This is a genomic window from Candidatus Paraluminiphilus aquimaris (assembly GCF_026230195.1).
GTDB classification, from domain to species: Bacteria; Pseudomonadota; Gammaproteobacteria; order Pseudomonadales; family Halieaceae; genus Luminiphilus; species Luminiphilus aquimaris.
The window spans coordinates 1,645,064-1,656,832 of the sequence record NZ_CP036501.1 but is presented as its reverse complement, the minus strand read 5'-3'; the positions used below and the strand labels follow the sequence as shown (position 1 = coordinate 1,656,832).

Here is an 11,769-nt window from a genome sequence, read left to right as displayed (position 1 = left end):
CTCCAAATGCGGGTCGAAAACAGAGAGTCAGTGTGATACTTCTCTGTGTCAAATAGTCAAAATATAGACGGTTGAGTTCTATGTCGAAAACACTCCCATATCGTTCGCAGCTCTTCGCTGCAGTGTTCCTCCTAAGTACCTCATACATTAGTGCAAGCCAGGCGCTCGATGACGAGTCCAGCAGCCCGACATGGGACGTTGCGGCCCCTCACTATTCCGTTGACGCCCAAACGCTTCCATTGAACGTAAGCGAGGGGACATGGATGAACCTTGACGTCTCCCCAGATGGCCGTCATATCGCTTTCGACATGCTCGGTGACATTTACCAATTACCGATTTCAGGCGGGAAAGCTGAACCCTTACTGAGCGGACATGCCTGGGAGATTCAACCACAGTACAGTCCCGATGGCCGATTCCTTGCCTTTACATCGGATCGTAATGGGGCTGACAACATCTGGGTCATGGACCTCTCTAACCCCGGCAATAAACAGCAGATAACACACGAGACGTTTCGCCTCCTAAACAACCCAAGCTGGCATCCATCGGGCAACTACTTAGTGGCCAAAAAGCACTTTACGACATCTCGATCTCTCGGAACGGGCGAAGTCTGGCTTTATGACGCCAATATCGATGCAGGTATAGCGCGTGAAAACCTCTCGGGGTCGGTGCTGGTAGAGCGACCGAGCGCGGCCTTTCAAAAAGAGCTAGGTGAACCCACCTTCAGTGCAGACGGCCAGTCCGTGTTCTACATTCAAAATACAACGCCGGGTAACACCTTCATCTACCACGAGGACAGTAACGGAGAAGTCATGGCCATTAAACGCTACGACCTCCAGAGCGGTGAAACCAGCAAAGTGGTTGGTGGAGCCGGTGGCGCAGTGAGGCCAACCCCCTCCCCCGACGGCAAGTCACTCGCCTTCGTGAAACGCGTCAGAGCCGCCTCGCGTCTGTTTGTCATGGACCTTGAATCAGGTGAGCAAACGATGCTGGTGGATGATCTGGATCCGGATATGCAAGAAACCTGGGCTGTTCAAGGTGCCTACCCCACCATGGCGTGGATGCCGGATAGCCAAGAAATCGTCTACTGGTCGAAAGGTAAAATTTGGCGGGTCGATGTCGCAACGAAGAGGTCGGTGAACATTCCGTTTGAAGTCAACGATGAACGTACGGCTTACCCTGCTGTTCAAGTCGCCGTGGAGGTCGCGCCCGATACACTCAAAACATCAATGCCGCGGTTTGCCGTCCAAAGCCCCAGCAGCAACACCGTTGTTTTTGAATCCATGGGTAAGCTCTACAGTCGATATCCGGACGGTAAAACAAAGCGACTTACCCGAGACAACGGCAACTCGCGAGAGCTCTCTCCCGCTTTCTCGCCAGATGGAAAGACGGTTTTCTATCTTTCATGGACGGACTCAGGGCTCGGCTCGGTCCGCAAAGTGAGAGCCACCGGCGGGCGCTCTGCCGCGGTTTATAGTACCCCAGGGCATTATGTTGACTTGAGCGTCTCAAGCGATGGAAAAACGCTGCTATTTACCAAACTAAGCGGTAGCTCGCTGACAAATCCCTACTGGGGAAAAAAACCGGGGATTTACACTTACACCCTCGGTGACAAGACGGCAAAATTTGTCAGCAAGCGTGGTCGTTCACCGCACTTTGGGCCTAACGACCGTATTTTTGCCACGGAGCGCGTGAGCTCAGCCGTCGGACGAGGTAGTGACGACGCCTCGAGTGAACTTATCTCCATGAACCGTGCTGGCGAGGACATCAAATCGCATGCCCACTCACCCCTTGCGACAGTAATGTTTATATCACCCGACGGACACCATGTTGCCTACAGAGAGGCCGGACGCCTTTACGTCGCAGCCTTACCGGTAACTGGGCGTTCTATTGCCTTATCGAGTATTGCTGACAACACATCCGGACCTTCAGCGTTCGCGACTGAGCGCATCAGCGCACCCGGTGGTGAGTTTGTTAAATGGAGTGCCGACTCCAAGCAGGTCTCGTGGAGTGTCGGTCCTAAGTTTATGGCCTATCGCCTCGACGGCTCGCTAGGAACCAGTTCGCGCAAGTCTGTCGAGCTCGCGGACTTAAGCTTATCCGTTGAGGCTGATCGACCCGACGGCGTCGTCGCCTTCATCAACGCACACGTCATCACCATGAATGACGCGCGAAAGACGATAGAAAACGGCGCGGTTGTTGTGACCGAAAACCGAATCTCTGCCGTTGGGGAGATGGGGAGTGTATCGATCCCTGAAGAGGCCAAAATCGTCGATCTGGCGGGACGAACCTTATTGCCAGGCTACATTGATGCGCACGCACACGGACCCTACGCTCGCGACGACATTATCCCTCAGCAAAATTGGTCGTTGCTGGCCCATTTAGGTCTGGGTGTCACGACAGTCCACAATCCCTCGAGCAGAGCGGCTCAGGTTTTTCCGGCCGCCGAATATCAACGTGCCGGGGTGACCTTGGGCCCAAGAATTTTCTCTACCGGCGAAATTATTTATGGTGCCAAAAGCACGGGCTTTGATCCCATTGAATCACTTGACGATGCCAAGGCAGTCGTCGCGCGTTTGAAAGCACAGGGGGCCATCAGCGTTAAAAACTACAATCAACCACGCCGTGCGCAACGCCAAATGGTGATTGAAGCAGCGCGCGATGCGGGAATGCTCGTTGTCGCTGAAGGTGGCTCGCTCTACAACCTCGACATGAACTTGGTGGCTGACGGTTCAACCGGTATCGAGCACAATATTCCGACACTGAACATTTACGATGACGTGCGGGACTTTTGGTCACAAACCGATGTGGGCTATACACCAACCCTCGTTGTTACCTATGGCGGATTGACCTCAGAAGACCGCTTCTACCGTGATACCGAGGTGTGGAAACACCCCCTACTCGCGCAATTTGTACCACCAACCGTGCTCCAGCCGCGCTCTGTTCGGCGTGTCACCTCGCCCGAGCCAGATTTCAGAGATGACGACGCGGCTGCCGCGGCGAAGGAGTTAATGGAACTCGGTGTCATCGTAAACACGGGTGCACATGGTCAGCGTGAGGGTTTGGCTACTCACTGGGAAATGTGGAGCTTTGCTGAAGGCGGAATGAGCCCCATGCAAATGCTCTCAACGGCCACCATTAATCCGGCGAAATATTTGGGCATGGATAGTGACTTGGGGTCTATCGAGAAAGGCAAGCTAGCCGACTTGCAGGTTGTCGACGGTAACCCGCTTAAGAACGTTAAGGTCACCGATCAGATAACACATGTCATGCTCAATGGTCGCCTTTACCGTGCGAGTGATCTTGGCGAGGAGGTGACGGGCGATTCCGAAGCACCCACGCTTTGGTGGCATGGTCTGCCGCAACACGAAATACGATAAGTAAGGACCGACAGAATGAAAGGGATGAAAAGGTTTTGTGCCAGCGCGCTTTTGGTTGCCGTCTCGGCGAGTGTGTCAGCGCAAGGGGGACAACTGTCCGAGAACGAGAAAGCCATGGTGAGCTGGATTGACGCGCACCAAGATAAAGCGATAGCGCTACTCGAAGAGACGGTCAATATCGGCAGCGGAACGATGAATCACGCAGGGGTTCGTGCTGTGGGTGATGTCATGGCCCGAGAACTTGATTCACTGGGATTAGAGACACGATGGATCGATATGCCCGAGGAAATGAACCGCGCGGGACACCTCTTCGCGACAAAAAAAGGCAAAGGTAAGAAATTCCTGCTGATCGGACATCTCGATACAGTGTTTGAGGCCGACGACGATTTTCAAGCCTTCTCACGGAACGGCAATATCGCAACAGGCCCCGGCATTGCAGACATGAAAGACGGTAACGCTGTGATCGTCTACGCACTCAGAGCACTGCAACACATTGGTGCGCTCGACGGCATTCCTATCACCGTTGCGTACACGGGTGACGAAGAAAAGTCAGGGAGACCTTTGTCAATTAGCCGAAGAGATCTGATTGAGGCGGGAAAATGGGCCGATATCGCGCTTGGATTCGAGGGTGCCATCACCACAGAAGGGGCAGATTGGGCGACCATTGCGCGCCGGAGCTCAAGCAGTTGGATGCTTGAAGTCGAGGGTAAGCAGGCCCACTCCTCGAGCATTTTCAGTGAGCAAACAGGTGCAGGCGCTATTAACGAAGCAGCCCGCATCATTGACGCTTTTTATTCAGATGTTCGGGGCGATTATGGACTGACCTTTAATGCGGGCACGCTACAAGGCGGGACGACAGTCAGCTATGACCCGAGCCAAAATCGCGGCAAAACATTCGGTAAAACCAATGTTGTTCCCAATACAGCTATCGCGCACGGTGGAATACGTGCGCTGTCTGTCGAGCAGTTGGCTCGCGCAAAAGTAAAGATGCAAGCTATCGTAGCAAGCCATCTTCCAAAGACGTCGGCGTCAATCACATTCACTGACAGCTACCCACCGATGGCACCCTCACCGGGCAATCGTGCCCTTGCCGACGAGCTCTCTACGATCAATCAAGCATTGGGACGTGGGGCTATGAAAACGTGGGATCCACTGAGACGTGGCGCCGCCGACATTTCCTTTGTTGCACCTTATACCGATGCCCTAGCCGGTATGGGTGCATTAGGAAAGGGGGGACACACGCCCAATGAAAGCCTCGCACTAGACTCCATGGCCCTAGCGATTAAGCGCGCCGCCATACTCATATACCGTCTTTCAGGTAAGGCTGCGCAAGAACAGTAGAGCGCCCGCTGACGTTTCAATCGGCGGGGAATATCAATTCGCCGTCGTCGGGTAAAAAGACGCTTCCTCGGTTCGGTTTCGGCCGCCGACAGATACTTCAAAAGAGCTATCTTGAGGCTGGAACTTACCGAGATAACTGTCATAATTTGCATATGACAAAAATGCATACCGTTATTGCCTATTCATTGGCCGCAGGGCTATCGATCTATACCCAGCAAGCAGCGGTTGCACTGTTTCTCGGTATCGGCCTTGCGCTAACGCTTGGCCCCGCCCCAATGAGTCATGCATCAAAATTGTCGAGAGGCGCCCTTCAGAGCGGCGTCGTTATTCTCGGGTTAGCACTCCCCTTTCGTGAGGTCGTCACACTCGGTTCAAGCAACGGACTGATCGTGTCGGTAATGGTCGTTGCAACCTTGTTTTCGGGATATCTGCTTCTAAAGGTCATCCGCACTGACGAGACGAGTGGTAAGCTTTTGACAACAGGCACCGCCGTTTGCGGGGGCACTGCAGTGGCTACGATGGCACCGGTCATCCAAGCTCAAGACAGGCAGGTCGCACAGACCCTGACGATCATTTTTGTACTTAACGGCATCGCCATTCTTTTGTTTCCCGCTATTGGCGAGCAGTTAAATTTGAGCCAGCAACAATTTGGCATGTGGGCGGCCATGGCGATCCACGATACTTCCTCTGTTGTGGGTGCGGCGGCTGCATACGGTGATGAAGCGATGACGACCGCCGCAACATTAAAGGTCCTTCGTATTCTCTGGCTCATACCTGTCATCATACTTGCTAGCTATTCGATGAAACGGGTTACTGCGAATGAAGTGCGCGTTCCGCTCTTCGTGGCCTTATTTTTCATCGCCAGTCTGATTGGTGGCTATTTCCAGTTCGAGAGCGTAGTCACCACTGGCTTTTCCATGATCAGCAAAAGCTTGTTTGCGTTGGCACTCTTTCTTATCGGCTCTCAAATGTCATTAGAGTCACTCAGGACCATTTGTCCGCGCCTCATTGGCATGGCGCTCATTTTGTGGGGCGGGTTGAGCACAGCCAGTCTCCTCTGGATTCTCAACCTTTAGTTCAGCTTTTTTCCAATTTCGGCGTTGCTCTAGTCCCTGCAGTAGATGACTGTGAACCACAAGTTAGGCAAACTGCGCAGCGTTAAATCGACTCGATGACGCACCAAAGTTTTTAAAAGGAATTTTCATGGCCCAGTGGGAATGCATTGTTTGTGGACTCATTTACGATGAGAAAGAGGGATGGCCCGATGACGGTATCGCACCCGGCACCAAGTGGGCGGACGTGCCTGACGATTGGACCTGCCCCGACTGCGGTGTTGGCAAAGATGACTTTGAACTGATTCCCGGCACTGAGGACGAGGCAGATTCCGAGGACGCCCCTGCTTCGAGCGACACCGGACCCTCTGATCATCCTATCGTTGTGGTCGGTTCTGGCTTGGCGGCCTACGGTTTGGCTAACGCGATTAAGAAAACGGATGCAGAAGCAGCCATTACGCTCATTACACGCGATGGCGGTGAAAACTATTCAAAACCCATGATCTCTACCGGTTTCACCAAGAAATTTACACCCGATCAGCTAGCAACCCAAACAGCACAGAACATGTCAGACAACCTCGGTGTAACGGTGCGAACGCGTACCGAGGTCGCCTTGCTCGATACAACAGCGAGTGAAGTTGTCCTAACAACTGGAGAGCGAGTGCCCTACTCAAGCCTCGTATTGACGCTCGGCGCTGAACTAATTCGTCCCCCCATGGGAGGCGATGCCGCGGATGAGGTGATGGGTGTTAATGATCTCGACGATTACCGACGATTCCGTGAAACGCTCGCCAGCACCGGTGGAAATAAAGTCGCTGTAATTGGCGCCGGGCTTATTGGCTGTGAGTTTACGAACGACCTTTTAAATGGCGGTTATGCGGTCGAAGCCGTTGATCCCATGAACTACTGCTTACCAACGCTCTTACCTGAGACTGCTGGTCGCGCGGTGCAGAGCGCACTGGAGGCAAAAGGCGCCACTTTTCACTTTGGTCCTCTTGCAACCGACGTCAACAAAACGGCGGATGGTTATAGCGTTGCACTTAATAACGGCCAGAGCATTGAGGCCGATGCTGTGCTGTCTGCCGTGGGTGTTCGTCCACGCACGCAACTCGCAGCTGATGCGGGTATTGAGTGTGGACGTGGTGTAAAGACTGATAAGTTTCTTCGCACCAACGTCGACAACGTTTATGCCATTGGTGACTGTGCGGAGGTTGAAGGCCATGTCTTGGTCTATGTGGCGCCACTCATGGCCGCTGCGCGCGCACTTGCAGCCACGCTGACGGGCACGCCAACTGAAGTCGCTTATCCCGCCATGCCGGTAACCATCAAAACACCCGCGTGTCCGGTCTGTGTGTCTCCTGTGGCGCGTGACGCTGAGGGCGAATGGACCATTGAGGCTGATGGACAAGACGTCAAAGCGTTATTCCACAGCCCCGAGGGTGAGTTACTCGGTTTTGCGCTGACAGGTCAGGCGATAAAAGAGCGCATGCCGCTGACGAAGCAGTTACCACCCATTCTGTGATGAAGCCGCTGTGAGTCTCAATGTAGCGCTCGTAAAACGGCTGTTTCCACGGTGAGCTTCACGAAATAAAAAAGGCGCCCTAGGCGCCTTTTTGCTGTATCGCTCCGCGACGAGACGGGGCCATTTCTCGTGTCCCGTGCGAATCGCTCGAGAAGTGGTCGGTACAACAAAACCGGCTTACCCGGTATCTAGCAGGCCTCGACTAACCCCGCGGCACCTTGCCCTCCTGCAACACACATGGTTACTACACCGTAGCGACCGCCTGTGCGTTTCAGCTCACGCAGAACGCGACCTACCATGCGCGAGCCCGTCATGCCGAAGGGGTGACCGATGGCGATGCTGCCACCATTGACGTTGTACTTAGCATTGTCGATGCCTAAGAAGTCACGGCAGTAAACGCATTGCGATGCAAACGCCTCGTTGAGCTCCCACAAATCAATGTCATCTTGGCTCAAACCCGCCCGTTTAAGGAGTTTTGGAATCGCAAACACGGGGCCAATACCCATCTCGTCTGGCTCACAGCCTGCTGTCACAAACCCGCGAAAATACCCCAGTGGTTTCACACCCAATTGTTCCGCGCGTTCAGCACTCATGAGAAGCGTCATCGAGGCGCCATCACTGAGCTGCGACGAGTTGCCAGCAGTGACACTACCGCCCTCCTCGAAAGCCGGCTTTAGCATGGACAAACCGTCGAGCGTGGTGTCGACGCGATTACATTCGTCGCGATCCACCATTACATCTTTGAACGCCTCCTCGCCCGTGTCCTTGTTAACCAGCTTCATGGTCGCAGGCATGGGAACGATCTCTTCTTGTATCGCGCCGCTCTCGCAAGCCTGCGCGTAGCGCTGCTGGCTCTGAAGTGCATAGGTATCCTGAGACTCGCGGGACACATCGTAACGGCGAGCAACCACCTCAGCGGTATTACCCATCTGCATGAACACCTCGGGCTTGTTCTCGAGCAGCGTGCAGTTCTGCTGGGACTTACCCTCTTCCTGGCGTACGCGCATCGAAATAGATTCCGCGCCACCGGCCATCATCACATCGGTATAGCCCGAACCAATCTGATTTGCCGCCATTGCGATGGTCTGGAGGCCCGAGGCACAGAAACGATTGACTGTGGTGCCCGTCGCCTCAATGGGGAGCTTCGATAAAAAGGATGCCATGCGGGCCAGATTGCCGCTTTGCTCACCCGACTGATTCGCGGCGCCCAGGATAATGTCATCGACTTCACCGGGGTCAAACTGGGGGTTCCGTTCGATCAATGCATCGATCAAAAAGGCCGCCATGTCGTCGGAGCGCGTCCAGTTGAAACTCCCACGAAACGACTTCGCTAAACCAGTCCGAACGCTATCTACTACCACTACATCTTTCATATCCAATCCTCTCTTATTCTGCCGCTCACCTTTTCTGCCGCTCACCTTAGTCGGCAATCGGCTTCACCCGCAAACGAACGTTGTCGCCGCGTTTATGATGTTCTTCCCACAGCCGCTGATAACCGGTTCGCGCAATGCGCCACTCGCCGCCCTCGCGGCGATATTCGTCCTCATAGAGTGCACTTCCTGTGATGGTGATGTCATGCTCGAGGGAGACAAAAATATCCTGGAGGTACCAGATGCCTGTCGCGGTATCGCCATCGACACAGATTTCCGGGTGATGCCCGTTGTGCATGCCGAAGTTCTGGCCCGTGAATGACTTTTTATAAAACGCTTCCAGCTGCTCCCAGCCATCCAGCTGAAAGTCATAATCACCGCCCACAAAAGACGCGGTCGCATCGCTCGTAAAGACCGTCTGTAGGCCCTCGATGTTGCGCGTATCAAGAAAGCGAAAGTAGCGTGCCTTCAATTGTTTAATGAGTTCAATTGACTCCAGATCCAACATAACAGCCCCCTAGGCGTTCATGTGACAGGCGGCTTGATACGCCATGGTCATTGCGGGACCCAAGGTTGCTCCGGGACCGGGATAGGTTGGCAAAATGGCTGCAGAGCAATTACCCACCGCAAACAACCCTTCAAAGACACCACCATCGGCTTTCTTGACCCGAGCATCAGTATCGGTATCCAAACCACCCAAGGTACCAAAGTCGCCCGCTTCGATGCGCATGGCGTAAAACGGTGCTTTGACGATGGGCGCGAGACAGGGATTGGGTTTAATCGCCGGATCCGCATAGTAACGATCGTATGCCGAATCCCCTCGACCAAAGTCCTCGTCCTTACCGGTCTCAGCGTAGTGATTCATCTTGCCGATGGTTCCTTCAAGACCGTCGGCGTCGATGCCGAGCATGTCGGCTAGCTCGCGAATGGTGTCTGCCTTAGCGACAAAGCCCTCATCGAACCACTTTTTGGGGATTTGAGAGTCCGGCTTCATGGCCTTGGTCATCAGCGGCCCCACCATAAAATTCTCACGGAATGTGGCGTCAAAGACATGCCATGCAGGTGCATTCGGATGCTCATCCGTATGGGTTTTGAAAAGATCCTTCTGGAAAGCCATGTAGTTCTGAGACTCATTGGCAAATCGTTTGCCATCACGGTTGACGACGCAGGACCCTGGAAACGATTTCTCCATAATCGCGAGTCGTGGCGCTGGCTCATCAGGCACGCACAGCGTGGTCGTCCACCAAGCATCGTTCATCAAACGCGTTTTCGCACCCAATTCGAGACCGGCTAAGAGCGCGTCGCCCTCGTTACCGGGGTTCCCTGCTGACCAAGTGGTGTTGGTCGGAGCCGGTAAATACTGTTCTCTGAGGGTCTGGTTTTTCTCAAACCCGCCCGATGCCAAGATCACGCCTTTAGCTGCGCGAACACGCTGACGCTGACCGTTGCATTCAATAACCGCGCCCAACACCGTATCCCCGTCTGCAATCAGCTCAACCATTTGCGTGTTGAACTCAAGCGGGATCTCGCGCTTTAAAACCGACAGGTAAAGCCTTGCGACACCGGCTGAACCGCATGCCAAGCGACGTGAAATAGGCGTTTTGAAGCGCCATGGTATGTCGCGCACGTAATCCCACATAAGTTTCGCTAACAAGGTCTTCCAACCTGGGAGCTGCACCATCAACAAGTGAGCCTCCACTTGCGTAAAGTGGATACGATTAAACATGCGCATCATGAAGTGCGTCCATGTCATATTTTTCCAATTTTCGCCAAGCTCTGACGCCATGATGGGGGACGGTTCAAGCGACCGATGGCCTTCTCTCGCCCCTTCCACATTCGTGTAGTAGTCAGGGTATTCCGCCAGTGACTCATAGCGAACATCGGTTCGATCGTGGAGATATTTGAGCATCTCAGGTGCTTTTTGGAGGTAGACATCGATCATCTCCTCTGGGACGTCTTCACCAAAAAGCGTGTTCGTCAGGTAGGCCTTGGCATCTGCAGGATTGTCCTCAGCACCGACCTCTTTCGCATAGTGGTTGTTTGGAATCCAGATACCCCCGCCAGAGGTCGCGCTTGTACCGCCCACCTTGTCTTGCTTCTCGATGATGAGAATGTCTTTAGTGCCCATCTCCCAATTGCAGACAGCCGCCGTCAAACCACCGTTTCCCGTTCCAACAACGAGTACGTCAACCTCTCGGTCCCAATTCATCTCGCTCATCTCATCTGCCCTCTTAAACCTATTTTTTGCCTTTTTGTTGCTGCGCTTCTTATTGTTGTGCCCGCGCTATGCCCTATCGACCACGATGCACCTCACCCTAAGCATGCTGGCTCGAGACAGAAACCACCTCGCCCGTCATATAGCTCGAGTAATCCGAGGCCAAAAACATCATGACATTCGCTACTTCCCAAACTTCCGCCGCACGCCCAAAAGCCTCTCGAGACGCGAGGCGCTCTAACAGCTCGGGCGAAGACGTCTTTCTGAGAAAGTCATGCATCGCAATGCTGGGCGACACCGCATTAATGCGAACGCCTGACTGGGCGGCTTCCATGGCTGAACAGCGTGTTAGGGCCATTACACCAGCTTTTGCTGCCGCGTAATGGCACTGCTCTTCCTGTGCCCGCCAACCGAGCACCGAGGCATTATTGACAATAACGCCCTGGCCTCGGGGTTGCATCTCACGCAACATCGCGCGGGTCATCCGCATTGTGCCGGTTAGTGTGATGTCCAACACCCGCGACCATTCTTCATCGCTCATATCGACCAAGCGGCAAGAACCCCCAAGGCCCGCGTTGTTGATAAGCACGTCGACGCCGCTCATCAGGGACTCCGCATAGGCTATCAACGCTTGAACTTGGGTCTCGTCGGTAACGTCACACAGATGGGCACCTACCGAGCATTCATCCGATATCGCAGCCAACGTGTCCTTCGCCTGCATGAGACGCCCCTCGTGAACATCGCTAATGACAACCGCACGCGCACCCTCTTCCACAGCACGGGTCGCCGCAGAAAACCCAATACCTGCACCCGCAGCTGCCGTGATCAAGACAGACTTTCCTGCAAGGAGATTGTGCCCATCGACGTAGGCTGGAATCGTTCTACTCATAGT

General features: G+C 54.1%; 8 protein-coding genes. 4 read left to right on the top strand and 4 right to left on the bottom strand.

Features of this window, described 5'->3' with window-relative positions:
- Window positions 1–80 precede the first annotated feature (80 nt).
- The 4 genes from E0F26_RS07575 to E0F26_RS07560 all read left to right on the top strand — a co-directional run bounded on the left by E0F26_RS07575 (window position 81) and on the right by E0F26_RS07560 (window position 7,292).
- Window positions 81–3,377, top strand: coding sequence for an amidohydrolase family protein (locus E0F26_RS07575; RefSeq protein ID WP_279241065.1), 3,297 nt, complete (start codon window positions 81–83; stop codon window positions 3,375–3,377).
- Window positions 3,378–3,392: 15 nt separating this feature from the next.
- Window positions 3,393–4,718, top strand: a complete 1,326-nt coding sequence (locus tag E0F26_RS07570) for a M20/M25/M40 family metallo-hydrolase (RefSeq protein ID WP_279241064.1) — start codon at window positions 3,393–3,395, stop codon at window positions 4,716–4,718.
- A gap of 152 nt (window positions 4,719–4,870) precedes the next feature.
- The gene (locus E0F26_RS07565; RefSeq protein WP_279241063.1) at window positions 4,871–5,794 is read left to right on the top strand and encodes a YeiH family protein; all 924 of its coding nucleotides are present in this window, start codon (window positions 4,871–4,873) and stop codon (window positions 5,792–5,794) included.
- 127 nt (window positions 5,795–5,921) lie between these two features.
- Window positions 5,922–7,292: an FAD-dependent oxidoreductase gene (locus E0F26_RS07560; RefSeq protein WP_279241062.1), complete on the top strand. Its 1,371-nt coding sequence runs from the start codon at window positions 5,922–5,924 to the stop codon at window positions 7,290–7,292.
- A 188-nt stretch (window positions 7,293–7,480) separates the two neighbouring features.
- On the opposite strand, the gene E0F26_RS07555 is transcribed toward E0F26_RS07560, so the two are convergent.
- From E0F26_RS07555 to E0F26_RS07540, 4 genes are all read right to left on the bottom strand, one after another.
- Window positions 7,481–8,665 (bottom strand): thiolase family protein, encoded by a 1,185-nt coding sequence (locus E0F26_RS07555; RefSeq protein WP_279241061.1) that lies wholly within the window; start codon window positions 8,663–8,665, stop codon window positions 7,481–7,483.
- 46 nt (window positions 8,666–8,711) lie between these two features.
- Complete coding sequence (locus E0F26_RS07550) at window positions 8,712–9,170, bottom strand: nuclear transport factor 2 family protein (protein ID WP_279241060.1); 459 nt, start codon at window positions 9,168–9,170, stop codon at window positions 8,712–8,714.
- 9 nt (window positions 9,171–9,179) lie between these two features.
- Window positions 9,180–10,880: an FAD-binding protein gene (locus E0F26_RS07545; protein ID WP_279241059.1), complete on the bottom strand. Its 1,701-nt coding sequence runs from the start codon at window positions 10,878–10,880 to the stop codon at window positions 9,180–9,182.
- Window positions 10,881–10,977: 97 nt separating this feature from the next.
- The gene (locus tag E0F26_RS07540; RefSeq protein WP_279241058.1) at window positions 10,978–11,766 is read right to left on the bottom strand and encodes an SDR family oxidoreductase; all 789 of its coding nucleotides are present in this window, start codon (window positions 11,764–11,766) and stop codon (window positions 10,978–10,980) included.
- Window positions 11,767–11,769: the final 3 nt, after the last annotated feature.

Excerpts from the sequence above, each read along its gene's own strand:
- E0F26_RS07575 (WP_279241065.1), top strand. The coding sequence starts at position 81 with ATGTCGAAAACACTCCCATATCGTTCGCAGCTCTTCGCTGCAGTGTTC.
- E0F26_RS07570 (WP_279241064.1), top strand. The coding sequence starts at position 3,393 with ATGAAAGGGATGAAAAGGTTTTGTGCCAGCGCGCTTTTGGTTGCCGTC.
- E0F26_RS07565 (WP_279241063.1), top strand. The coding sequence starts at position 4,871 with ATGACAAAAATGCATACCGTTATTGCCTATTCATTGGCCGCAGGGCTA.
- E0F26_RS07560 (WP_279241062.1), top strand. The coding sequence starts at position 5,922 with ATGGCCCAGTGGGAATGCATTGTTTGTGGACTCATTTACGATGAGAAA.
- E0F26_RS07555 (WP_279241061.1), bottom strand. The coding sequence starts at position 8,665 with ATGAAAGATGTAGTGGTAGTAGATAGCGTTCGGACTGGTTTAGCGAAG.
- E0F26_RS07550 (WP_279241060.1), bottom strand. The coding sequence starts at position 9,170 with ATGTTGGATCTGGAGTCAATTGAACTCATTAAACAATTGAAGGCACGC.
- E0F26_RS07545 (WP_279241059.1), bottom strand. The coding sequence starts at position 10,880 with ATGAGCGAGATGAATTGGGACCGAGAGGTTGACGTACTCGTTGTTGGA.
- E0F26_RS07540 (WP_279241058.1), bottom strand. The coding sequence starts at position 11,766 with ATGAGTAGAACGATTCCAGCCTACGTCGATGGGCACAATCTCCTTGCA.